15 protein-coding genes are annotated in these 24366 nt (G+C 73.0%); 9 read left to right on the top strand and 6 right to left on the bottom strand.

Annotated elements, in window-relative coordinates; genetic code table 11:
- Positions 1–94: 94 nt before the first annotated feature.
- From PO879_RS15320 to PO879_RS15335, 4 genes are all read left to right on the top strand, one after another.
- Positions 95–4795, top strand: a complete 4701-nt coding sequence (locus tag PO879_RS15320; RefSeq protein ID WP_278235718.1) for a discoidin domain-containing protein — start codon at positions 95–97, stop codon at positions 4793–4795.
- A 107-nt stretch (positions 4796–4902) separates the two neighbouring features.
- Positions 4903–8049, top strand: a complete 3147-nt coding sequence (locus PO879_RS15325) for a family 43 glycosylhydrolase (protein WP_278235719.1) — start codon at positions 4903–4905, stop codon at positions 8047–8049.
- A 110-nt stretch (positions 8050–8159) separates the two neighbouring features.
- Positions 8160–10406 (top strand): beta-L-arabinofuranosidase domain-containing protein, encoded by a 2247-nt coding sequence (locus tag PO879_RS15330; protein ID WP_278235720.1) that lies wholly within the window; start codon positions 8160–8162, stop codon positions 10404–10406.
- Positions 10403–12403 (top strand): Ig-like domain-containing protein, encoded by a 2001-nt coding sequence (locus PO879_RS15335; RefSeq protein ID WP_278235721.1) that lies wholly within the window; start codon positions 10403–10405, stop codon positions 12401–12403. The genes PO879_RS15330 and PO879_RS15335 overlap by 4 nt, the downstream gene beginning before the upstream one ends.
- 99 nt (positions 12404–12502) lie before the next feature.
- On the opposite strand, the gene PO879_RS15340 is transcribed toward PO879_RS15335, so the two are convergent.
- Positions 12503–13750 (bottom strand): arginine deiminase, encoded by a 1248-nt coding sequence (locus tag PO879_RS15340; RefSeq protein WP_278235722.1) that lies wholly within the window; start codon positions 13748–13750, stop codon positions 12503–12505.
- Between the two features lie 84 nt (positions 13751–13834).
- On the opposite strand from PO879_RS15340, the gene PO879_RS15345 reads away from it, so the two are divergent.
- Entirely contained in the window at positions 13835–14239 is a 405-nt protein-coding gene (locus PO879_RS15345) for a DUF1304 domain-containing protein (protein ID WP_278235723.1), read from the top strand.
- On the opposite strand, the gene PO879_RS15350 is transcribed toward PO879_RS15345, so the two are convergent.
- The 4 genes from PO879_RS15350 to PO879_RS15365 form a co-directional block, all read right to left on the bottom strand.
- Positions 14217–15083, bottom strand: coding sequence for a metal ABC transporter permease (locus PO879_RS15350; protein ID WP_278235724.1), 867 nt, complete (start codon positions 15081–15083; stop codon positions 14217–14219). The genes PO879_RS15345 and PO879_RS15350 overlap by 23 nt on opposite strands.
- On the bottom strand, positions 15080–15841 hold the full coding sequence (locus PO879_RS15355; protein ID WP_278235725.1) for a metal ABC transporter ATP-binding protein: 762 nt from the start codon (positions 15839–15841) through the stop codon (positions 15080–15082). Before PO879_RS15355 ends, PO879_RS15350 begins: the two co-directional genes overlap by 4 nt.
- A complete protein-coding gene (locus PO879_RS15360; RefSeq protein ID WP_278235726.1) occupies positions 15838–16788 on the bottom strand; it encodes a metal ABC transporter substrate-binding protein in 951 nt (316 codons plus the stop codon). Before PO879_RS15360 ends, PO879_RS15355 begins: the two co-directional genes overlap by 4 nt.
- Positions 16789–16879: 91 nt before the next feature.
- Positions 16880–19666: an HAD-IC family P-type ATPase gene (locus PO879_RS15365; protein WP_278235727.1), complete on the bottom strand. Its 2787-nt coding sequence runs from the start codon at positions 19664–19666 to the stop codon at positions 16880–16882.
- Between the two features lie 108 nt (positions 19667–19774).
- Here PO879_RS15365 and PO879_RS15370 point away from each other — a divergent pair, with 108 nt between their 5' ends.
- From PO879_RS15370 to PO879_RS15385, 4 genes are read left to right on the top strand one after another with little or no spacing between them, the layout of a single operon-like run.
- Complete coding sequence (locus PO879_RS15370; protein ID WP_278235728.1) at positions 19775–21493, top strand: FAD-dependent oxidoreductase; 1719 nt, start codon at positions 19775–19777, stop codon at positions 21491–21493.
- 28 nt (positions 21494–21521) lie between these two features.
- Positions 21522–21794: a metal-sensitive transcriptional regulator gene (locus PO879_RS15375; RefSeq protein ID WP_278235729.1), complete on the top strand. Its 273-nt coding sequence runs from the start codon at positions 21522–21524 to the stop codon at positions 21792–21794.
- Positions 21795–21829: 35 nt separating this feature from the next.
- Positions 21830–21997: a hypothetical protein gene (locus tag PO879_RS15380; protein WP_278235730.1), complete on the top strand. Its 168-nt coding sequence runs from the start codon at positions 21830–21832 to the stop codon at positions 21995–21997.
- 49 nt (positions 21998–22046) lie between these two features.
- Positions 22047–23213, top strand: coding sequence for a winged helix DNA-binding domain-containing protein (locus tag PO879_RS15385; RefSeq protein WP_278235731.1), 1167 nt, complete (start codon positions 22047–22049; stop codon positions 23211–23213).
- A gap of 4 nt (positions 23214–23217) precedes the next feature.
- Here PO879_RS15385 and PO879_RS15390 read toward each other — a convergent pair whose 3' ends face one another.
- Entirely contained in the window at positions 23218–24225 is a 1008-nt protein-coding gene (locus PO879_RS15390) for a LacI family DNA-binding transcriptional regulator (protein WP_278235732.1), read from the bottom strand.
- Positions 24226–24366: the final 141 nt, after the last annotated feature.

Genomic DNA, 24366 nt, shown 5'->3' on the forward strand with positions numbered 1-24366 from the left:
ATCCGCCCTCGGTGCACGACGCCTGCCCTGGACGGACAGGCCCGGCAGATCCGTCCGATCGCACCTGCAGGTTCCCGACGGAGAGGACTTGGTGATGTCAGCAAGACGCAGAAGCAGGCTCGTCGCGTGCGCGACGACCGGCGCCCTGGCACTGACCGGGCTGGGGGTGGTCCCCGCGGCGGCGGACGACCACGTCGTGCCCGGCAACGAGAGCGACGTCGGCGTGTACACCGACGGCACGACGGACTCCATGGACATCGGCGACCCGACGTACGCGGGCGTCGCCGAGACGACCGCCGCGCTCGAGCCCGGGGTCCCGTGGACCGCCGGCTCGATGCACCAGTCGATCTTCGACCAGGACCTCGCGGCCGGCGGGACCGACTACTACCTGGACCGCGTGCTCGGGGTCTCCGGGACGGCGAACAACGGCGTCCTGCAGACCCGCGGGCGCTCGCTCTACCTGCGTGGCAACAGCAGCTGGGGCGTCATGGGCTTCGCGGGTGACGCGCACGCCGGCGGACCGAACAACCTCGGCGACTTCTACCGCGTGACCGTGCCCGGCGAGGACGTGTCCGAGGTCGGCGCCGAACGCTTCAACGCCCCCAGCCACGCGAAGGCGCGCTACACGGTCGGCTCGACCGGGGTCACGGCCGACCTCAAGAAGTTCATCACGTACGACAACGTGGCCGTCTCCGCGGTCACCTTCACCAACGACGGCGACTCGGACGCCACGTTCACGGTCCGGGCGACGTCGCCCGTCGCGACGGGTACCGGGGAGGCGGCCGACGAGCTGACCGGCCGCCACACCCTCACCAGCGGCGCGAACAACGGTCTGGTCGACACGCCGTGGTCCACGGTGACGGTCGACCTCAAGGCCGCGGGCTTCGAGCGGTCCGGCGCGAACCTCGAGCGGGAGATCACGGTCCCCGCCGGGGGGTCGGTGGACCTGTCCGTCGTCGGCGCCCTGTACAGCGCGTCGATGCCCGACACCCGCCCGAGCCTGGAGGACTACGCCGTGCTCGAGCCCGCGGAGGCCTTCCGCCAGGGCGTCACGGAGTTCAACCGCCGCTGGGCCCAGGACATCCCCTACATCGACGTCCCCAGCGACCCGATCGAGAAGGCGATCGTCTACCGCTGGTGGGGCGAGCGCTACAACGTCCTCGACACCAACGAGCCCGGGTACGTCTACCAGTACCCGACGACCGTCGAGGGGTCGAACCTCTACCAGAACTCGGTCGCGCTCACCCAGCCGATGCACCTGCAGGACACCAAGTGGATCCGCAACCCGTACCTCGGGTACGGCCAGGTGCTCAACATCGGTGAGCTGTCCGGCTCGTCCGCGTTCCTGGACAGCCCCGGCCACACGAGCTGGAACAACCACTACTCGCAGTACCTCGGCACGGCGGGCCTGGAGGCCTTCAACGTCCACGGCGGAGGCGCCGACGTCGCCGAGCGGTTCGCGTCCTACTTCGAGTGGGACGGCGTCGGGCAGCTCGAGCACTACGACGGCAACGACGACAAGCTGATCGCCTACGACACCAACTACATGCCGGGCAACGACGCCGACGCGATCAGCTTCGGCTACCCGAAGGACGGCACCGGCGAGCCGGGGGCGTGGACGATCGAACGTCCCGAGTCGGCCTACGTCTGGGGCGACTTCGACGCGGCCCGCCAGCTCTACGAGATGGCCGGCGCCGACGCCGCGAAGGTCCAGGAGATGGGCGACACCGCCGACCAGATCCGCGACGCGATCCTCGGCCGGCTGTGGAGCGACGAGATGCGGATGTTCCTCGCGGGCACCTCGCACGGCGCCACGTCGGCGGGCAGCCAGAACCCGCTGTCCGAGGCCGAGCGGGACCTCATCCCGGCGAAGGAGTCGAACCTCTACGACATCTACGCCCAGAACCTCATCCCGACCGACCAGGCGGAGCAGTACGTCGACGGGTTCCGGTTCCTGCGCTACGGGGACAACTTCCCGATCTTCCCGTTCTACACGGCGAACCAGTACGACAAGGACAAGTTCGGGATCGGCGGGTCGAACAACTTCTCCAACATCAACTTCACGGTCCAGTACCGCGCGGTGCGCTCCGCCCTGCGCCACTACGACCCGGAGGGGAAGTACATCACCCCCGAGTACGCCGCCCGCCTGCTCGACTGGATGGCGTGGAGCGTGTACCCGGACGGTGACACCCGGATCCCGAATCAGTCCGAGTACTACGCGAACTGGAACCCGGACACGCAGTCGTACAGCCGCGTGAACCCGAACCACGTGATGCTCGGCAACATGAACTACATCTACGTCGAGGACATGGGCGGCATCCAGCCGCGGTCCGACGACAAGATCGAGCTCTGGCCGATCGACCTCGGGTACGACCACTTCATGGTCAACAACCTGCGGTACCACGGCCACGACCTGACGATCGTCTGGGACCCGGACGGCTCGCACTACGGTCTCGGCGAGGGCTACAGCCTCTTCGTCGACGGCGAGCGCAAGGCCGCGGCGGACGGCCTGGGCCGCTTCGTCTACGACCCGGCCGCGCACGAGGTCGTGGAGTCCGACGACGGCCTGACCGTCGCGGTCGACGGGACCGAGGGAGCCGACCTGCCCGCGGCGGTCGACACCCCCATCGAGGACGAGCGCGTGGTCTCCTACCTCAAGACCGCCGGCATCGACGCCACCGAGGACGCGCCCGACCTGGCCACCGACGCGGTGCTCTCGTCGTCGGCCACCCAGGACGGACCGCGCCCGACCCCGTGGCGCGAGTTCCACACGCCCGGCACCGGGTCGATGAACTACACGCCCGGCGCGATCAGCGCGACCGAGCGGCCCGTGTCGCTCGACGCGGTGACGGACGGCGTGACCGCCAACGAGCCGTACTGGGGCAACTACGGCACCGAGGGCGACACCGGGTACGTCGAGCTCGACCTCGGCGAGCCGACGTCGTTCGACAACGTCAAGGTGTGGTTCGTCAGCGACCGTCAGGACGGCGGCTACCACGAGCCCAGCCGGTACTCGATCCAGGTGCCCGACGGCGACGGCGGCTGGACCAGCGTGCCGGACACGTACAAGGCGCCGAAGATCCCGGGGCCGAAGTTCAACGAGGCCCTGTTCCCGACCGTCACGACGGACCGTGTCCGGGTGGCGTTCACGAACACCCCGGACCGCTGGACCGCGATCTCCGAGATCCAGGTCTTCGACTCCGGGCGGGACGTCCCCGCGGTCGTCAACGACGCACCCGTCGTCACGGCCTCGGCCGACCTGACCCAGGACGGCAACCTGTCCACGAGCCTCGTGGGCACCGTCGTCGACGACGGGCTGCCCGAGGGCGGCGAGCTCACCCAGGCGTGGTCCGTGGCCTCCACCCCGGAGGGCGCCACCGCCATCGTCAGCGACCCGGACGCCCTGACCACGACCGTCACCGGGACCGTCGAGGGCACCTACGTCTTCCGCCTCACCGCGGACGACGGCGAGCTGACCACGGAGCGGGACGTCGAGGTCGAGCTGACGGCGAAGGAGGCCTCCGCCGAGTTCGGGGCGGCCGCGTCGATCTCGACCAGCGGCTCGGCGTCGTGGGAGAACCCCTCCCTCGTCAACGACCCGAGCACGCCCTCGAGCTCGGGCCCCGGCGCGGGCAACGGCTGGGGCACCTGGGGCCAGCCGAACAACGGTTCCAGCGAGTCGAACGCGGCGTGGATCCAGTACGCCTGGGACTCGCCGGTCCTGGTCGCCTCGACCGAGATCTACTGGTACGACGACCAGGGCGGCACGCGCATGCCACAGGCGGACGCGTACACGGTCGAGCACAGCCAGGACGGCGAGAGCTGGACGCCGGTCACCCTGACCGGCGACTCGTCCTACGCCGACGCCCTGCAGCGCGACACGTACAACCGGCTCGAGTTCGAGCCGGTCGAGGCGAGCCACCTGCGGATCCGCATCACCGGCATCCAGGGCGGTGCCGGCGGGACCGGCGTGCTGCGCTGGCGCGTCAACGGGGACACCGTCGACGAGCTGGCCAGCCCGGTGATCATGCGCACGGTCACGGGGACCGTGCCGACCCTGCCGACGTCGCTCGACGTCGTCTACTCCACCGGTCAGCGCGGCACCGTCGACTTCACCTGGCAGGAGATCACGCCGGACATGGTCGCCGAGACCAACGTGGACCCGTTCACCGTCTACGGCTCGAACACCACGTACGGACTGATCGCCGAGGCCCAGATCTACGTGCGGCCCGAGGACTCCCCGGGCGGCATCTCGATCCAGGGCGCGGAGCAGTTCAGCGAGACCGTGGAGGTCGGCGAGGAGCCCTGGCTGCCCACCACGGTCCAGGTCTCGTACAACGACGGCTCGCGCGACAACCAGGCGATCGGCGTCGAGTGGGACTACGACCCGTCGGTGGTGGAGACGCCCGGCGTGTACGAGATCCACGGTGACCTGGTGCTCCCGGAGTACGTCGGCACGGCCGGCACCACGACGACGACCCTGACGCTCACGGTCGGCGACGGTCAGCCGACCGGACCGGAGGTGTCCGTCACGACGCAGACGCGCTGCCTCGGCGGGAAGGTCTACCTCGCGGTGCGGGCCACGAACGACGACGACGCGGCGCTCGCCGTCACGATCGACACGCCGTTCGGGTCGAAGGAGTTCGCCGACGTCGAGCCGGGCAAGAACGCCTACCGGGCGTTCCCGGCCCGCGCGGCGTCGATCGACGCCGGCGAGGCGACCGTGGTCGCGACGGACGCCGAGGGCGCCTCGTCGACGGTCACGAGCGCCTACGAGGCCGCGAGCTGCGGCTGACCGGAGGTGCCGTCGCAGCGGCGGTGACGTCCCGGGCCCCGGCCCGGCGCGTCACCGCCGCTCGCCGGCCGCGCCCCCGGGCGCGGCCCTGATCCCAGGAGAGAAGCATGTTCCCTCGCAGCAGGAGCAGGACCCGGTCCGCCGTGCTCGTCGGGGTGCTGGCACCGACCCTCGCGCTGGGCGCGACCGTCGGAACGCTCGCCCCGGCGGCCGCCGCCGACCCGTACACCGTCACGTCCACCGAGAACCCGATCCTCGCCGACGGCAGCTACTACTCGGCCGACCCCGCCCCCCTGGTGGTCCCCGCGGGCGCCCCGGGGAACGACACCGCGCAGGACCAGCTCTTCGTCTACACGGGCCACGACGAGGCGGGCCCGACGCAGAACGACTTCATCATGAACGAGTGGGGGGCGTTCCGGACGACGGACGTCGACGCCGGGGAGTGGACCCACCACCCGTCCCTCATGCGCCCGGAGGAGGTCTTCGACTGGGCGACGCCGGGCCGCGCCTACGCCGGCCAGGTCGTCCAGGGCGTCGACCAGCGCTACTACTGGTACGTCCCCGTGGCCGAGCGGGACACCACCGCGTCCGACGCCTTCGGCATCGGCGTGGCCGTGTCCGACTCGCCGACCGGGCCGTGGACCGACCACGTCGGCGGCCCGCTCATCTCCCAGCGCGTGCCGGAACCGAACACGATCCACAACATCGACCCGACCGTCCTCGTCGACGGCGAGGGCACCGACGCCCGCGTCTACGTCTGGTGGGGCAGCTTCGGCACGCTGCGCATGCTCGAGCTCGAGCAGGACATGCGCACGCCCGTCGGTGACATCCAGGCGGTCTCGGGGCTCGAGGGCTTCTTCGAGGCGGCGTGGGCCTTCGAGCGCGAGGGCACCTACTACCTGGCGTACGCCGGGAACAACGCCGGGCCGACGTCGTCGTGCACCCCCGCGACCTACCACGCGTGCATCGCCTACGCGACGGCCTCCTCGCCCCAGGGCCCGTGGACCTCCCGCGGCAGGATCCTGGCGCCGGTGTCGTCGACGACGAGCCACCCCGGCATCCTGGAGTTCGACGGCGAGTGGTGGATCGCCTACCACACGGCCGACGCCGAGGGCGGCAACCACTTCCGCCGCTCGGTGGCGATCGACCGCGTCGAGTGGGACGACACCCAGTCGCCGCCCCGGATGGAGCCGGTCGTCACGACGCCTGCGGCGGAGCGCGACACGACTCCACGGGCGAACGTCGCGCACGAGGCCACGGTCCGCGTCTCCAACGAGCCCGTCCCGACGCAGTACTGGACGAAGGCGCTCAACGACGAGCTCGTGCGGCCGAACCCCCTGCCCCCGGACATGTGGGGGACGTACACCGGGGACAACCCGCCGCAGCAGTGGGTGCAGTACACCTGGGACCAGCCGATGCGGCTGGCCGGGTCCCGGATCGACTTCTGGAACGACCAGCCCCGGGGCACCGGCATCGGCGTGGCGGCACCCGACGCGTGGCACATCGAGTACTGGGACGCCGACGCCGGCGGCTGGGCCGAGGTCCCGGACGCCGACGGCTACGGCACCGGGACCGACGGGTTCCAGGACACGACCTTCGACCCCGTGACGACCACGCAGGTACGGGCGGTCCTGGACGCCTCGACCGACGGCAGCACGTACTCCGCGGTCGCGGTCGAGGAGTGGGAGGTGCACGCCGAGCAGCCCGTGTCGGTCGGCACGCCCGACCTGACCGTCGAGGTCGGCGAGACCGCCCTGCCGGGGACGGTCCCGCTCACCTTCGCCGACGGGGAGACGCTCGACCTCCCCGCCTGGTGGGACGACGTGACGGCCGAGGACGTCGCCGTCCCCGGCACGTTCGCCGTCGAGGGGTCGGTGCTCGGGTACGCCGGAGGCCGGGTCGGCGCGGACGTGACCGTGATCCCGGCCGAGGCACCGGCGGACGACGACACCGCCCCCGACGTCGCGCTCACCCCGCTCGGCAGCGCCGGCGCCGAGGGCTGGTTCCGCTCCGACGTGCGCGTACGCGTCGACGGCACCGACGACTCCGGCGGGCGCGTGGTGCTGACCACGGCGGTCGACGACGCCGAGCCCGTGGTCACGAACCACGTCCGGTCCACCGAGGTCGACGTCAGCGGCGAGGGCGCCCACCGCGTCGTCGCCACCGCGACCGACCGCGCGGGCAACGTCTCGGCCGAGCAGTCGCTCGACGTCCAGATCGACAGCGTCTCCCCGGAGGCCTCCGGCGAGCTGGACGCCGCGGCACGGACCGTCACGGTCACGGCGAGCGACGAGACCTCGGGCGTGGCGCGCGTGGAGTTCGCCGTCGGCACGGGCGAGTGGCAGGTCTACGACGGTCCGGTCGCCGCCCCCGACACGGGGCAGCACCGGGTGTCGTTCCGGGCCGTCGACACCGCCGGGAACGTCGGGACCCCGCGGTCCGTGACGATCCCCGCCGACGTCTCCGGGCCGCTCAGCGGCAACGTCGGGCCGATCGCGACGGTGTCGACGTCGTACACGGCGGGCTGGAACAGCGTCGACGCCCTCCACGACGACGCCGACCCGTCGAACCCGAGCCAGGCGCAGCTCTGGGGCACCTGGTCGGGCGACCGCCCGTCGTCGCAGTGGGTGCAGTACGAGTGGTCACGTCCGATCCGGCTCACCGGCACGGAGCTGAAGTTCTGGCAGGACTCCCCCGCCGGCACCGGTGACGGCGTCGCCGCGCCGGACTCCTGGTCGGTGGAGTACTGGGACGACGCGGCCGAGGAGTGGGCGCCCGTGACCGGCGCGGACCCCTACGACGTGAGCACGACGGAGTTCACCACCGTGGGCTTCGACCCGGTGACGACGTCCCGGCTGCGGGCCACGTTCCAGGCGAACGGCGACGGCAGCACGTACTCGGCCGTCGCCGTCACCGAGTGGCGCGTTCTCGCCGACGACCCGGGTGTCGACGGGTCGGAGCCCGACCTCGACGTCACGGCGACGGTGAGCACCCGCTGCCTCGGCGGCCGGGCCTACCTCGCGGTGCGGGCGCTGAACGAGGACGCGGTCCCGGCGGACCTCACCCTCACGACGCCGTTCGGCACCCGGACGGTCGAGGACGTGGCCCCGGGCGAGAACGCCTACCAGGCGTTCCCCACGCGGTCCGTCTCCGCCGCGGCGGGGTCCGTGACCGTGTCCGCGACGGGCGTCGTCGACGGCGAGGAGGTGAGCTCCGAGCAGACGGTCGAGCACGACGCGATCGACTGCTCCTGACGAGGGCAGACCGTCCCGGGGTCGCCGGGGGAGGACGACGTCGTCCTCCCCCGGCGACCCCGGGCACGACACCACGGCTCGACGACGAGTACCCGAGGAGTCCACCCACCATGCCTGACCCGACCTACTCACGGCGGTCCGTCCTGCGCCTCGGCGCGATGGCCGCCGGCGCCACGGCCGGTGCCGTCGCGCTCGCCGGCAGCGGGACCGCCGTCGCGACCGCGCCTCCCGTCCGCGCCTTCGCCCCGGCGGCACCTCCGGTGAGCCGCGGCTTCCTGCGGTCCCTGGACCGCACCGTCACCTTCGACGGCTGGACGGCCCGGCCGTTCGCGATGGCCGACGTCGACCTCGCCCCCAGCATCGCCACCCGGTCCCAGGACCAGATGCTGCACCTGGCGCGCGTGTACCCCGTCGACCGGGTGCTCGCCGTCTTCCGCCGCAACGCGGGCCTCGACGACCGCGGGGCGGCCCCGCCCGGCGGGTGGGAGGGCTTCGGGCACCCGAACGAGGACGCCTGGGGCCCGGACGACTACCCCGGCCGGGAGAACACCCAGACCGCGAACCTGCTGCGCGGCCACTACGGCGGACACTTCCTGTCGATGGTGGCCCTGGCCTGGGCGAGCACCGGCGAGCAGGTCTTCGCCGACAAGGTCGACGCGATCGTCACGGGCCTCGGCGAGGTCCAGGCGGCGCTGGCCGAGACCGGCCGGTACTCCCACCCCGGATTCCTCGCCGCGTACGGCGAGTGGCAGTTCAGCCGGCTCGAGGAGTACGCGCCCTACGGCGAGATCTGGGCGCCCTACTACACCTGCCACAAGATCCTCGCGGGGCTGCTGGAGGCGTACTCCCTCACCGGCAACGACCAGGCCCTCGAGATCGCCACCTCGATGGCGCACTGGGTCCACGGCCGGCTGTCGGTGCTCCCGCGCGCGCAGCTCGACCGGATGTGGGGTCTCTACATCGCCGGCGAGTACGGCGGCATGAACGAGTCCCTGGCCGACCTGGCCGCGATCACCGGGGACGACACCCACCTGGCGTCCGCGCGGTGCTTCGACCTGACGCGGCTCGTCGACGCCTGCGCCGCCGGCGACGACGTCCTCGACGGGCTGCACGCCAACCAGCACATCCCGCAGTTCCCCGGCTATCTCAAGCTCCACGACCTCACGGGCGAGCAGCGCTACCTCGACGCGGTCGAGGGTTTCTGGGACATGGTCGTCCCGGGCCGGACCTACGCCCACGGCGGCGACGGGGAGAGCGAGCACTGGGGCCCGCCGGACACGGTCGCCGGGGACATCGGTCCCCGCAACGCCGAGACCTGCGCCACCTACAACATGCTCAAGCTGTCGCGGCTGCTGTTCTTCCACACCCTCGACCCCCGATACATGGAGTACTACGAGCGCGGCGTCCTCAACCAGATCGTGGGGTCGAAGAAGAACGTGCAGTCCGACACCTCGCCGGAGGTGACCTACATGTACCCGGTCGACCCCGGGACGTGGCGCGAGTACGGCAACACCGGGACCTGCTGCGGCGGCACGGGCCTCGAGAACCACGTGAAGTACCGCGACTCGGTGTACTTCCGCACCACCTCCGGCGACGCCGTCTACGTCAACCTCTTCCTCGCGTCCACGCTCGAGTGGCCCGAGCGTGGCGTCACGATCGTCCAGGAGACGACCTACCCGCTCGAGGGCTCCAGCCGCCTCACCGTGCAGGGCAGCGGACCGCTCGACCTGCGGCTCCGGGTCCCCGGCTGGGTGCGCCGGGGCTTCACGGTCGCGGTCAACGGCGTCGACCAGCAGGTGGACGCGACCCCCGGGACGTACGTCAGCGTGTCCCGGGACTGGTCGCCGGGCGACGTCGTGGACGTCACGATGCCGCTGAGCATCCGTGCGGTGCCCACGATCGACAACCCGGTGATCCAGAGCATCGAGAACGGCCCCACCGTGCTGGTGGCACGCAGCTCGTCGCGCGAGTTCCTCCGGCTCTCCCTCTACCCGCACATGGCGCTGGACGGGACGCTCGACGGCGCCTTCACCGACCTGGGCGACGGGTACCGCCGGCTCGGGGACCTCACCTTCGAGCCGGCGTGGTCCGGCGACGACACGCAGTACCACCTGTACGTCGAGCGGTCCGAGCCGCGCGTCGTGTTCGCGGGCCGCGACAGCCGGGTGGCGAACCCGGTCCGCGCCGACGGCACGTCGTTCCTCGACGCGGTCTGGGCCGACGGCGGGTTCGCCGACCGCGCCGCGTTCCTGCGCACGGTGCAGAGCACCGTCGAGCAGTTCTCCGCCGACGGGCTCCTCAGCCGTCGCGACGGTCAACGGATCCTGGTCACGGCGGGGAAGGCGAGGTTCGCATGAGCACGCACGGCGACGACACGGTCCTCGTCCCGCTCGGCGCCCGGGAGCGCCACGTCCCCGACGGCTCGCGGCAGCGGCGGATCCTCGCCGGCGCCACCGCCCTGGCCCTCGCGGTCGCGGGCGCGGGCGCGGCCCTGTGGACGGCCGGTACGGGCGGCGGCACGGCCCCGGCCGTGGCGGCGGCCGCGGAGGACGCCCCCGCGAACGTGGCGCTGGTCGGCACGCCGGAGGCCAGCTACACGGCACCGTGGCACCGCCTCGACGCCGTCCACGACGGCGAGGTGGCGCCGACCGGCACCTGGGAGCAGGCCTGGTCGACGTGGAGCGGGGAACGCCCCGCCTCCCACTGGCTGGAGTACTCGTGGCCGGTGCCGGTGACGGTCGACCGGTCGGTGATGTCCTTCTGGACGGACGGGACCGGCGCGAACGGCGACAACGTCCGGGTGCCGTCGTCGTGGTCGATCCAGTACTGGGACGCCGACGCCGAGCAGTTCGTCGACGTCGCGAGCCCCAGCGGGTTCGGTCTCGAGCGCACCACCCCGAACGAGACGACCTTCGACCCGGTCACCACGACCCGCGTCCGGGCGAACCTCGACGCCCTGCAGGGCACCGACGTCGACTCCTACTCGGCCGTGGGCGTCACCGAGTGGGAGCTCTGGGGCACCGGTGGCACGGAGGAGCCCGACCCGGTCGACCCGCACGGGCCGATCGACCACGAGCCGGTGCACGTGCCCACCGACGTGGGCGTGCTGCCCGAGCTGCCCGCCGACCTCGACGCCGTCTACACCGACGGCCGGGTCGAGACCGTCGAGGTGAGGTGGGAGGAGGTCACGGCCGAGGACGTGGCCGAGCCCGGGTCGTTCGCCGTCGCGGGCACCTCCCCGGAGCTCGTCGCCCCGGTCGAGGGCACGGTCCACGTGCGCGACGGCGAGCCCGGCGACGTCGTCGCCGTCGACTACGTCAGCGTCGTCACGCTCGCGGGCACCGCACCGGTCCTGCCCGGCACCGTGGTCGCCGAGTACGCGGACGGGACGCGGGACAGCAGCGTCCCGGTGACGTGGGACGCCGTCGACCCGGCCGACCACGCGGAGGCCGGAACCCTGTTCTTCGTCACCGGCGATGTCACCGGGACGGACGTCGACGCCGAGGCCACCGTGTTCGTGGTGGCCCCGGACGACGGCGAGGACACCGTCGCCCCGACGGTGACCGTGTCCGCCGAGCCGGGCCCGGCGACGTCGGGCTGGTTCCTCAGCAGCCCGACGGTCACCGTCACGGCCACCGACGACCGCGATCCCTCCCCCGCGGTCGAGGTCGCGGTCGACGGCGGGGACTGGACCCCCGACGACGGGCCGTTCGTGCTCGAGGACGACGGCGAGCACACCGTGGCCGTCCGCGCCACGGACGCCGCGGGCAACGTGGGCGAGGGGTCTCGCACCCTCCGGGTCGACACCACCGCCCCGGCGACCACGGCGACGGTGCGCGATCTCGGCACGAGCGTCGAGGTCACCCTCGCCGCGACGGACGCCGGGTCCGGTGTGGACCGGATCCAGTGGGAGGGTCCCGGCACGTTCTGGGGCACGTACACCGAACCGTTCACCCGGGCGCTGACCGACACCGAGCAGGTCCTCGAGTTCGCGGCGACCGACGTCGCGGGCAACGTCGAGGAGCGGGGTCAGGTCGTGCTCCCGGCGCTCGACGCCGGGGACCGTCCGGCCGTCGAGGCGACGGTGCAGCAGCGCTGCCTGGGCGGCCGCGGCTACGTGGCGGTGCGGGCGCAGCACGCCGAGGAGGTCCCGGTCTCGCTCACCGTGGACACCCCCTACGGGTCCCGGACGGTCGAGGACGTCGAGCCGGGCAGGAGCGTCTACCGGGCCTTCCCGGCACGCACCGGGTCCGTCCCGGCCGGCGAGGCGACCGTGACGGGTACCGCCACGATCGACGGCGAGGAGGTGTCCGCCACCGAGCGCGTCGCCTACGACGCGTTCGACTGCGGCTGATCGGCGGCCGGTGATCGGCGGCGGCCGGCCGGGGGTGCGCGCGACGCTCCCGGCCGACCGTCGCCGACGACGTACCGGGGTCGTCGGTGACGGACCGAGTCAGTCGAGCGGGTCGCGCACGATCGGGCACGTCATGCAGTGCCCGCCGCCGCGCCCGCGCCCGAGCTCGGCACCGACGATCTCGATCACCTCGACCCCGGCGTTCCGCAGGGCGGCGTTCGTCTGGGTGTTGCGGTCGTAGGTGAACACCACGCCCGGCTCGACGGCGACGGCGTTGTTGCCGGAGTCCCACTGCTGACGCTCGGAGGCGTACACGTCGCCGGCGGTCTCCACGACCCGCAGGCGAGGCAGGCCCATCGCCTCCGCGACGACGTCGACGAAGGACTTGCCCCGGGCGTCGACCACCTCGACACCGGGCGACCGGTCGCTCGGGTAGAGCACGTAGGGGTGGATGCCGTCGACGATCCGCGGGTGGACGGTCACCAGGTCGCGGTCGGCGAAGGTGAACACGGTGTCCAGGTGCATCGCCGCCCGCAGCCGCGGCATGCCGGCCACCACCACCTGCTGCGCGGCACCGGCGTCGAACAGCGCCTTGGCGAGCTGGCTGATGGCCTGGCGCGAGGTGCGCTCGCTCATCCCCACGAGCACGACGCCGCCGCCGACCGGCATGACGTCGCCGCCCTCCAGGGAGGCCTGGGCCCAGTCGACCTCCGGGTCGCCCCACCACACCGTCGCGTCGCCGTAGTCGGGGTGGAAGGCGTAGACCGCCTTCATCAGCAGCGTCTCCTCCTTGCGCGCCGGCCAGTACAGCGGGTTGAGCGTGAGGCCCCCGTAGATCCAGCACGTGGTGTCCCGGGTGTAGAGCGTGTTGGGCAGCGGCGGGAGCAGATACTCGCGGGCGTCCGGCGACTCGTGGGCCAGGGACACGTAGCCGGTGCGGTAGTCGTCGGGCAGGTCGGCGGTGGACAGCCCGCCGACGAGGTACCGGGACAGCTCTGCCGGCGCCAGCCCGTCCAGGTAGGCCCGCGCGGGTTCCACGAGCCCCAGGCCGACCCGGTTCGGGACCACCTTGCGGTCCAGCAGCCACGAGCGGGCCTGCGGGTCCGCCATCGTCTGCGCGAGCAGGTCGTGCAGCTCGACGACCTCCACCCCGCGGACGGTCAGCTCGTCGACGAAGTCGGCGTGGTCGCGCTGGGCGGCCTCCACCCACATGACGTCGTCGAACAGCAGGTCGTCGGAGTTGCTGGGCGTCAGCCGCTCGTGCGCCAGGCCTGGCCGGCAGACCAGGACCTTGCGGAGCCGACCCACCTCCGAGTGCACGCCGAGGGTCGGCGTCAGGTCTGTCACGGTTCGCTCTCCTCCATGGGTGGCCCGGCGCGTCTGGCACGATCGTGGCAGCACCGTCCCACCCTCGCCCCTCGAGGAGCACCGATGATCGCTGCCGGACTCGTCCTGGCCGCCCTGGCCGCGGCCCTGCACATCTACATCTTCTGGCTGGAGTCGTTCGCCTGGACGACCCGCGCGCGGGCGGTCTTCGGCACGACGGCGGAGCAGGCGGCGGCGACCCGCGAGCTCGCGTTCAACCAGGGTTTCTACAACCTGTTCCTCGCGATCATCGCCGTCGCCGGCATCGTCCTGACGCTGCTGACCGGGCCGTTCGACAGCCCGCGGCCGGACATTGCCGGCGCCTCGCTTATCCTGGCAGGCACGGGCGCGATGCTGGCCGCCGCTCTCGTGCTGCTCGCCTCGTCCCTCCGCCGGTGGCGTGCCGCCGTAGCGCAGGGCACGCTGCCGCTGCTCGCCGTCGTGACGGTCACCGCGACACTCGTGCCCTGACGCGCCTCCGTGCGCGCCCGCGCAGCAGCGCGGAACGCGGACCGGCCAGCAGCACGACGGCGAACACGGCGCCCTGGACGAGCACGACCATCCCGCCCGAGGCGGCGTCCAGCCAGTACGACAGGTAGATCCCCACGATCGAGGACAGCGCCGAGATCGTCGGCGCCAGCACCAGCATCCGGCCGAACCGCTGGGTGAGCAGCGAGGCCGTCGCGCCGGGGATGATGAGCATCGCCACGACGAGGATCACGCCGACCACCTGCAACGTCACCACGGCGGTCAGGGCGAGCACGCCCAGGAGCAGCGCGGACAGCCGCCGGGTGGACAACCCGATCGCATGGGCGTGGGTGGGGTCGAAGGCGAAGAGCACCAGGTCCCGCCGCTTGACCAGCAGCACCGCGGAGCCGACGACGGCGAGCACGGCCACCTGCAGCAGCTCGGACGACGAGATCCCCAGGACGTTGCCGAAGATGATGTGGCTGAGGTCGGTCTGGCTGGGCGTCACCGAGACCAGGACCAGCCCGAGGGCGAAGAGGGTCGTGAACACGATGCCGATGGCCGCGTCCTCCTTCACCCGGCCGGTGTCCCGGACCGCCCCGATGAGCACCACCGCCAGACCGCCGAACACGAGCGCCCCGAGGGCGAACGGGGCGCCGAGGATGTAGGCGAGGACGACGCCGGGCAGCACCGCGTGGGAGACCGCGTCGCCCATGAGGGACCAGCCGACGAGCACCAGCCAGCAGGACAGCAGCGCGGCGACGACCGCGGCGATCGTCGTGGTGACGAAGGCCCGGGCCATGAAGTCGAACGTCCAGGGTTCGACGAGCAGGTCGACGAGGGTCATGCGGCCCCACCGCCGCGGGCGTCCGAGACGTCGAGCCCGAAGGTGCGCGCCAGGTTGTCCGGCTCCAGCGCCTCGGCGACGGACCCGTGGAACAGCACGCGTCGCAGCAGCAGGACCGCCTCGTCGGCGAGCTGCGGCAGGGCGTGCAGGTCGTGGGACGAGACGAGCACGGTGCGGCCGTCGGCGGCCAGCTCGCGCAGCAGCCGCACGATGGTGGCCTCCGAGCGCTTGTCGACCCCGGCGAACGGCTCGTCGAGCAGCATCGTGCGCGCGTCCTGGGCGATGCCGCGGGCGACGAACGCCCGCTTGCGCTGGCCCCCGGAGAGCTGTCCGATCTGGCGGTCGGCCAGGTCCGTGAGCTCCACCCGCTCCAGCGCGGCCTCGACCGCCTCGTGGTCGGCCGGTCGCGGTCGGCGCGTGATCCCGAGGTGGCCGTACCGGCCCATCATCACCACGTCCCGCACCGAGACGGGGAAGGCCCAGTCGACGGCCTCGGTCTGGGGCACGTAGCCCACCGCACCCCGGCGACGGGCACGCGCCGGGGTGCCGCCGTCGACCCGCACCGTGCCGGCGGTGAGGTCGACCATGCCGAGCAGCGCCTTGAACAGCGTGGACTTGCCCGAGCCGTTCATCCCGATCAGCCCGCACACGGTGCCGCGGCCCAGGCGCAGCGTGACGCCGTCCAGGGCGAGCACGTCGCCGTACCGGACGGTGACGCCGTCGGCCTCGAGGGCGGGCGCGCCGCCGGGGCCGCTCACGAGTCCGCCCCGGCTGCGGCGGTGGCGCCCGTGAGCCCTTCGACGATGACGTCGGCGTCGTGCCGGATCAGCTCGAGGTAGGTCGGCACGGGACCGTCGGGCTCGGACAGGGAGTCGACGTACAGCGTGCCGCCGAACGCCGCGCCCGTGGCCTCGACGACCTGCTGCATGGCGGCGTCGGAGACCGTGGACTCGCAGAACACGGCCGGCACGTCCTGTGCCTCGACGACCTCGATGACCCCGGCCACCTGCTGCGGGGTGGCCTGCTGCTCGGCGTTGACGGCCCACAGGTAGTGCTCGCTCAGCCCGGCGTCGCGCGCGAGGTAGGAGAAGGCGCCCTCGCAGGTCACGAGCGCACGCTGCTCGGCCGGCAGGGTCTCGACCTCGGCGACGAGGTCGTCCTGCACCTGCTGCAGCTCGGCGTCGTAGGCCGCGGCGTTCGCGGCGAAGTCGTCGGCGTGCTCCGGGGCGAGGTCGGAGAACGCGGTGACCATGTTCTCGACGTAGGTCTGGACGTTCAGCGGGCTCATCCACGCGTGCGGGTTGGGCGTGCCGCCGTAGGCGCCGTCCGCGATGTCGAGCACCTCGACCCCCTCGGAGACGACGACGTGCGGGGCGTCGGCGTCGGCCACGAACTGGGCGAACCACGCCTCGAGGTTGAGCCCGTTGTCGAGGATCAGGTCGGCGTCGGAAGCCCGCCGGATGTCCCCCGGCGTCGGCTCGTACCCGTGGATCTCGCTGCCGATCTTGGTGATCGACTCGACCCGCAGGTGGTCGCCGCCGACGTTCTCGGCGATGTCGGCCAGCACCGTGAAGGTGGTCAGCACGACGGGGCGGTCGTCGTCGGTGGCGTCCTGGCCCGACGCCGTGGTGCACGCGGTGAGCAGGGCGGCGGCAGCCGCGATCGACACCATCGATCCGGTCCGCCGCGTCAGAGATTTCGCCATACCGAAAACTGTAGTTCAGACACCGCCGATCACTCCAGCCCGCACGGCGGCGCTCTCCTGGACGGTCGACGGTCGGTCGGTCGCCCGCGACTCAGGACATCGACCGGGCGCGCGCGCGACGGGGCGCCGCACTCCCCCGGCCGTGCGTACGCCCCCACGCCTTGGCCCCCTCGACCAGCAGGAAGACGACACCGGAGAGCGCGGCCGCCGACGCCCACTCGGTGGGCCCGAGCGGCGCCGACCCGAACCAGGTGTGCATGAACGGGGCGTAGACGAACCCCGCCTGCAGCACGAGCAGCACCGTCACGGAGATCCACACCGCAGGGTTCCCGCGCAGGACGTCGAGCGTCAGCGAGCTGCGGTCCAGCAAGCGGCAGTTGAACAGGTAGGCGAGCTGCCCCAGGGCGAGCATCGTCACCGCCGTCGTCTGCGCCTCCGCCACGGGGACGCCGGCGGCCCGCGCTCGGTAGAAGACGAACAGGGTCGCCCCGCCGATGAGCAGCGAGACGAGCACGATGCGGCGCATCAGGACCCCGTCCAGGATCGGGGCGTCCGCCGGTCGGGGCGGGCGCGCCATGATGTCCTGCTCGGCGGGCTCGTAGGCCAGGGCGAGGGTCAGGGTGATCGCCGTGATGAGGTTGATCCACAGCACCTGGACCGGCTCGAGCGGCAGCGCGAGACCGAACAGCACCGCGACGAGCATCACCAGCGACTCGGCACCGTTGGTGGGCAGCAGGAACAGCACCGACTTGCGGATGTTGTCGTAGATCCGCCGCCCCTCCTCCACCGCCCGCTCGATGGTGGCGAAGTTGTCGTCGGCCAGCACGACGTCCGCCGCCTCCTTCGTGGCCTCGGTGCCCTTGATCCCCATGGCCACGCCGACGTCGGCCTGGGTCAGCGCCGGCGCGTCGTTGACGCCGTCGCCGGTCATCGCCACGACCTCGCCGTGCGACTGCAGCGCCTGGACGATGCGGATCTTGTGCTCGGGGCTGGTGCGTGCGTAGACGTGGACGTCCTGGACGACGGCGCTCAGCTCGTCGGCGCTCATCGCCTCCAGCTCCGCCCCGGTCAGCACGGTGTCGGACGGCATCGTGTCGGACGGCACGGGACCGCCATGGATCCCCATCTCCCGGGCGACGGCGAGCGCGGTGCCCGCGTGGTCGCCGGTGATCATCGTGACCTGGACCCCGGCGTCACGGCACCGGGCGATCGCGTCGACGGCCTCCGGTCGCGGCGGGTCGACGATCCCCACCAGGCCGCACAGCTCCAGGCCGCCGTCGACGTCGGGCACGTCGACCTCCGTGGTCCCCTCCGGCGCGTCGGACCGGGCCGCGGCCAGCACCCGCAGCCCCTGTGCGCCGAGCGCCTCGATCTGGGCGTCCCAGAACGCGCGGTCGAGCGGGGCCGGTGCGCCGTCGGCGCCGACCTGGGTCGCGCAGCGGTCGAGCACGTGGTCCGGGGCGCCCTTGAGGTGCACGTGCAGCCCGCCCGCCGGGTCCTCGTCGAGCGTGACCATGAACTTGGTGTCGGACTCGAAGGGCACGAGGTCCACGCGCCGCCAGCCCGCGTGGTCGACGCCGGTCTTGTGGCCGAGCGTGCGCAGGGCGCCCTCGGTGGGCTCGCCCACGAGCGCCCACCCGTCGTCGGTCGCGCCGTCGCGCACGATGCGGGCGTCGTTGCACAGCATCATGACCTCGGCCACGGCCACGAGGTCCGGGTCCGCGGCCGGGTCGGCGGGGCGACCGCCGTGGTCGGGCGAGAGCTCGACGATCCCGTGCGGCGCGTACCCGGCGCCGGAGACGAGGAAGGAGCGGGCCGCGGTCCGCACCGTCCGGGCCGTCATCTCGTTCCTGGTCAGCGTGCCCGTCTTGTCCGAGCAGATCGTGGTCACCGAACCGAGGGTCTCGACGGCGGGCAGCTTGCGCGTGATCGCCCGGCGCCGCGCCATCTGCTGCACGCCCAGCGCCAGCGTGATCGTCACCAGGGCCGGCAGACCTTCCGGGATGGCGGCCACCGCGAAGCCGATGGACGCCGAGACCAGCTCGTCGACGCCGAACCCGTGCACGAACCACCCGACGGCCACCATGAGGACCGCCATGGCGACGATGACCACCGCCAGGATGCGGCCGAACCGGTCGAGGCGGCGGGTCAACGGCGTCTCGAGGCTCTGGACGTCGGCGATGAGGGTCTGGATGCGCCCGAGCTCGGTCGACCGCCCGGTGGCGGTGACGACCCCCACGCCCTGCCCCGCGGCGACGAGGGTGCCGGAGAACAGCATGCTCGTCCGGTCCCCGACCCCGGCGTCGGCCACGACGGCGTCCACCCGTTTGGTGGTGGGCACCGACTCGCCGGTCAGCGCGGACTCGTCGACGCGCAGGTTGGTCGCGCGCAGCAGGCGGACGTCGGCCGGGACCCGGTCGCCCGAGCTCACCCGCAGCAGGTCGCCGGGGACGACGCCGTCGGCCGGGATCTCGGTCCAGGCGTCGTCGCGCCGCACCTGGGCCGAGGCCGACAGCATCCGGCGGATCCCCTCCAGGGCCTTCTCGGCGCGGCCCTCCTGGACGAACCCGACCCCCGCGTTGATCACCGCCACCGCGAGGATGACGGTCACGTCGACCCAGTCGCCCAGGAACGCCTTGAGCAGCGCCGCCACGAGCAGGATCTCGATGAGGATGTCGTCGAAGTGGACCAGGACCCGCTTCCACAGGGGGTCGCGCCGCACGGTCGCGAGGCGGTTCGGCCCGACGGCGGCGACCCGCTCGGCGGCCTCGTCGGTCCGCAGGCCCGCGGCCCCCGTGCCCAGGGCGCTCAGCACCGCCTGCGGCGGTGACGCCCAGGGCGACTCGGGCGGTGACGTGGCCGCGGCAGCGGATCCCATGAGTCCATCTCACCGCCGTCGGCCCGCGCACGCGCGACGTGCCGTCGTGACGAGGACCACCTCGACGTCATCTTGTCCTGATACCCCAAGGGGTATATTCTCGCAGCCATGAAGATCGTCATCGTGGGTGGAGTCGCCGGCGGCATGAGTGCCGCCGCCCGGGCTCGGCGGCTCGACGAGAGCGCCGAGATCGTCGTGCTGGACCGCGGCGAGCACGTGTCGTGGGCCAGCTGCGGCCTGCCGTACCACGTGGGAGGCGAGATCCCCGAGACCGACGACCTCCTCGTCCAGACGCCGGACAAGCTCCGCGCCGCGCTGAACCTCGACGTGCGCACCCGGCACGACGTCGTCGGCCTCGACACCGCGTCCCGCCGGCTCACCGTGCTCACCGACGACGGCACCGACACCGTCGACTACGACGCGCTGATCCTCTCACCCGGCGCCCGGGCGGTCCGCCCGCCGCTGGACGGGCTCGACTCCTCGCGCGTGCACACCCTGCGCTCCATCGACGACGCCACCGCGCTGCGCGAGCAGCTCGACCGCGGCGCCGGGCGCGCCGTCGTGCTCGGCGCCGGGTTCATCGGCCTCGAGGCCGCCGAGACCCTCGCCGCGCGCGGGCTGGACGTGACCGTCGTCGAGCTCTCCGCCCACGTGCTGCCCCCGCTGGAGCACGAGGTCGCCTGGCGCGTCACCGCCGAGCTCGAGCGCATCGGCGTCACCGTGCGCACCGGCCTGGCCGCGACAGCCGTCGAGCAGGGCGCCGACCACGACACCGTCGTGCTCGCCGACGGCACGCGCCTGCCGGCCGACGTCGTCGTGCTGTCCGTGGGCGTGCGCCCCGACACGGCCGTCTTCGAGCAGGCCGGCATCGCCACCGACCGTGGCGCCATCATGATCGACGAGCACGGCCGCACCAACGTCGACGGCGTGTGGGCCGTCGGGGACGCCGTCACGAGCACCGACGCCGTCACCGGGCTGCGTCGCCCCGTCGCGCTGGCCGGCCCGGCGAACCGTGCCGGCCGGCTCGTGGCGGACGACATCCTGCGCCCGGCGACCGCCCGGCCGCTGCCGCCCACGCTGTCCACCGCCGTCGTGCGCGTCGGGGAGCTGACCGCCGCCGCCACCGGTGCCGACCGTGCCGCGCTGCGCGCCACCGACGTCTACTTCCACACGCTGCACCTGCACCCCAGCCACCACGTCGGCTGGTTCCCCGGGGCGGAGCAGATCCACATGATGATCCACTTCCGCGCCGGCGACGGGGTCCTGCTCGGCGCCCAGGCCGTCGGCCGCGCCGGTGTGGACAAGCGGATCGACGTGCTGGCCACCGCGATCCGCGGCGGCATGACCGTGGCCGACCTCGTCGACCTCGACCTGGCCTACGCCCCGCCCTACGGTGCTGCCAAGGACCCGGTGAACCTCGCCGGCATGGCCGCGAGCAACGTGCTCGACGGCACCCTGCACATCTGGCACGTCGACCAGCTCGAGGAGGTCCGGCGCGACGCCCTGGTGCTGGACGTCCGCAGCACCGCCGAGTTCGCCTCGGGCCACATCCCCGGCTCGCTCAACATCCCCCACACCGAGCTGCGCGAGCGGCTCGACGAGGTCACCGCCGCGGCGAAGGGCCACCCGGTCCGCGTGCTGTGCGCCTCCGGCGTCCGCTCGAACATCGCCCACCGCGTGCTCGCCCAGGCCGGGTTCGACTCGGCCTCGCTGTCCGGCGGCATGCTCACGCTGCGCGCAGCCCTCGGCCAGGCGGCCGACGACCTGCTCGTCAGCACCGCACCCACCGAGACCGCCGACCCCGCCCCGTCCCGTCCGGCGCGCTGACCCACCCCTTCCCGAGAGGACCAGACCGATGTCGACCCAGGACGCCGCCGCCCAGCGCAAGATCGTCAACCGGCTCAAGCGCGCCCGCGGGCAGCTCGACGCCCTCATCACCGCCGTCGAGGACGGCAAGAGCTGCCGCGACGTCGTCACCCAGCTCTCCGCCGTCGCCAGCGCGCTCGACAAGGCCGGCTACGCCGTCGTCGCGAACGCGATGCAGGAGTGCCTCGTCGACCCCGACCACACCACCGAGGACGGGCTCACGCCCGCCGAGCTCGAGAAGCTCTTCCTCACCCTCGCCTGACAGCCCCACACCCCGCCTGAGAAGGAGAACGACCCATGTGCTTCCCCGCCACCTGCTCCACCTGCGGCAAGACCACCTGGAGCGGCTGCGGCCAGCACGTCGCCGACGTGCGCCGCTCCGTGCCCGCCTCCCAGTGGTGCGACGGGCACGACGACGCACCGAACGCCGGCGGGAGCTTCTTCTCGCGCCTCTTCAACCGCTGAGTCCCGGCACCCGATTGCCTGACGCCGTGGCGCGCGCCAGGCTCGGAGGGTGCGCCTGACACCGGCCGGGCTCGGTCGCGCCACCCTGGCCCGCCAGCTCCTGCTGGAGCGGGCGGACCTGACCGTGCCGGACGCCGTCCACCGGGTCGGCGCGCTGCAGGCCCAGGAGCCCGCCGCGCCGTACGTCGCGCTGTGGAACCGGGTCGCCGCGTTCCGCCCGGCCGACCTGGACGACGCCTACGCCACCGGCGCGGTGGTGCGGGCCGCCCTGCTGCGGATCACGCTGCACGCCGTCCACCGCGACGACTGGGCGCCGTTCCACCGGGCGATGACCCACCCGTTGCGGGGCTCGCGCCTGAACGACCGCCGGTTCGCCCCGGCCCGCCTCACGCCCGCCGAGGCGAACGACGTCCGCGACGCGCTGCTCGCCTTCGTGGACCGGCCCCGCACCCAGGACGAGATCCTCGCCGAGCTCACCCGGCTCCTGGACGCCGAACGGGCCCCGGCCACCTGGTTCGCCCTGCGGACCCTGGCCCCGCTGCACCACGTGCCGACCGGCCCGCCCTGGTCGTACTCGCCGCGCGACCGGGTGTACCGCGCCGGCGCCTCCACGGCCGCCGACGAGCCGCCACCCGGCGACGACCCCGCCGTCGTGCACCTGCTGCGCCGCTACCTCGCCGCCTTCGGCCCCGCCACGGAGCGGGACTTCGCGCAGTTCACGATGCTGCGGAAACCCTGGACCGGGCCCGCGGTCGAGACCCTGCGGCCGGAGCTCGTGGAGCTCACCGGGCCCGACGGCGGCACGCTGCTCGACCTGCCCGACGCCCCGCGGCCGCCGGCGGACGCCCCCGCCCCCGCACGCCTGCTGGGCATGTGGGACAGCCTCCTGCTGGCGCACGCCGACCGCTCCCGGGTGCTGCCCGAGGCGCTGCGCGGCCAGGCGATCCGCCGCAACGGCGACACGCTGGCGACCGTGCTGGTGGACGGGCGCGTCGTCGGGTTCTGGCGGGCGACGGACGACGGCATCGACGCCGCCGTCGTCGAGCCGCTGCCCGACGCCGCGTGGCGAGAGCTGGCCGCCGAAGCCGCCCGCCTGCAGGGGATGCTCGCCGACCGGGAGCCCGCGGTGTTCCGCCGCTACCGGCGGTGGTGGGACCGGCTGCCCACGGCCGGGGTGCGGCGCCTCGCCGACGTCGGCGACACGACCTCGGCCTGACTCCTCAGCCCCGGGGCGGCACCGTCGATCCCCGCACGACGAGGCTCGTGGCGAGCTCGGTGCGCAGCGTGTGCCCGCTCCCGCTGCGCGCCCGGTGCACGAGGTCGACGGCGGTGGCCCCCATCTCGGCCAGCGGCTGTCGGACCGTCGTCAGCGGCGGGTCGATCCACGGCGCCACCGGCAGGTCGTCGAAGCCGACGAGCGAGACGTCGTCGGGCACCGTCAGGCTCCGCTCGCGCAGAGCGTGCAGGGCGCCCAGCGCGGTGTCGTCGCTGCTGGCGAAGATCGCGGTGGGCGGGTCGGTGAGCTCCAGGAGCCGCTGCACGCCGTCGTACCCGGCCGTGACGCCGTACGATCCGGCGACCACGAGGTCGTCGTCCACCTCGACCCGAGCCTGCAGCATCGCCGCGCGGTAGCCGGCCAGGCGCGCGATGGCGTTGTCCTGCTCGAGGGCGCCGGTGATGGTGGCGATCCGCCGGTGGCCGAGGGACAGCAGGTGGGCGGTGGCCTCCAGGCCGCCCTGGAAGTTGGTCGCGCTGACCGAGAGCATGCCCTCGGGCGGACGCTGCCGGGGGTCGACGACGACCAGCGGCGTGCCGGACTCCGCCAGCGCCTGCCGGGCCTCGGCGTCCGGGACGGCGACGACGCTCACGAGGCCGTCGGTCCCCCGGTCCAAGGCGTGACGCACCCAGGCGCTGCAGTCGTCCGGATCGGGTTCGACGGCGAGCACCGCGTCGAGCCCGAGCCGGCGCGCCCCGGCGACCGCGCCGCGCACGACGGCCTCGGACCAGGTGCCCTCCAGGTCGACGATCCGCACGTCGATCATGCCGGTCGCCCGCCGACGCCGCGGCCGGACGGCGTAGCCGTGCCGGCGCAGGACGGCGGTGACGCGCTCCCGGGTCGCCACGGCCACGTCCGTGCGCGAGTTGAGGACCTTGGACACCGTCGGCACGGACACGCCGGCCTCGCGCGCCACGACCGCGAGCGGCACCTCGGGTTGTTCCGCCGCCACGACCCCTCCTTTGCTGATCGTTTCCGAAATAGAGATGCTACAGCAAACCGCATGATCCCGTTGACAGTCCGGGGTTCCGGCTCTATTGTCTCGGGGCGATTTCGAGAGCGTGTTTCGAAATTTCGACGGATCGACAAGGGA

Source organism: Isoptericola sp. AK164 (genome assembly GCF_029643425.1).
Lineage (GTDB): Bacteria > Actinomycetota > Actinomycetes > Actinomycetales > Cellulomonadaceae > Isoptericola > Isoptericola haloaureus.

What these genes read in the sequence shown, in the direction of transcription:
- PO879_RS15320 (WP_278235718.1), top strand. Translation starts at nt 95, where the DNA reads ATGTCAGCAAGACGCAGAAGCAGGCTCGTCGCGTGCGCGACGACCGGC.
- PO879_RS15325 (WP_278235719.1), top strand. Translation starts at nt 4,903, where the DNA reads ATGTTCCCTCGCAGCAGGAGCAGGACCCGGTCCGCCGTGCTCGTCGGG.
- PO879_RS15330 (WP_278235720.1), top strand. Translation starts at nt 8,160, where the DNA reads ATGCCTGACCCGACCTACTCACGGCGGTCCGTCCTGCGCCTCGGCGCG.
- PO879_RS15335 (WP_278235721.1), top strand. Translation starts at nt 10,403, where the DNA reads ATGAGCACGCACGGCGACGACACGGTCCTCGTCCCGCTCGGCGCCCGG.
- PO879_RS15345 (WP_278235723.1), top strand. Translation starts at nt 13,835, where the DNA reads ATGATCGCTGCCGGACTCGTCCTGGCCGCCCTGGCCGCGGCCCTGCAC.
- PO879_RS15350 (WP_278235724.1), bottom strand. Translation starts at nt 15,083, where the DNA reads ATGACCCTCGTCGACCTGCTCGTCGAACCCTGGACGTTCGACTTCATG.
- PO879_RS15360 (WP_278235726.1), bottom strand. Translation starts at nt 16,788, where the DNA reads ATGGCGAAATCTCTGACGCGGCGGACCGGATCGATGGTGTCGATCGCG.
- PO879_RS15365 (WP_278235727.1), bottom strand. Translation starts at nt 19,666, where the DNA reads ATGGGATCCGCTGCCGCGGCCACGTCACCGCCCGAGTCGCCCTGGGCG.
- PO879_RS15370 (WP_278235728.1), top strand. Translation starts at nt 19,775, where the DNA reads ATGAAGATCGTCATCGTGGGTGGAGTCGCCGGCGGCATGAGTGCCGCC.
- PO879_RS15375 (WP_278235729.1), top strand. Translation starts at nt 21,522, where the DNA reads ATGTCGACCCAGGACGCCGCCGCCCAGCGCAAGATCGTCAACCGGCTC.
- PO879_RS15380 (WP_278235730.1), top strand. Translation starts at nt 21,830, where the DNA reads ATGTGCTTCCCCGCCACCTGCTCCACCTGCGGCAAGACCACCTGGAGC.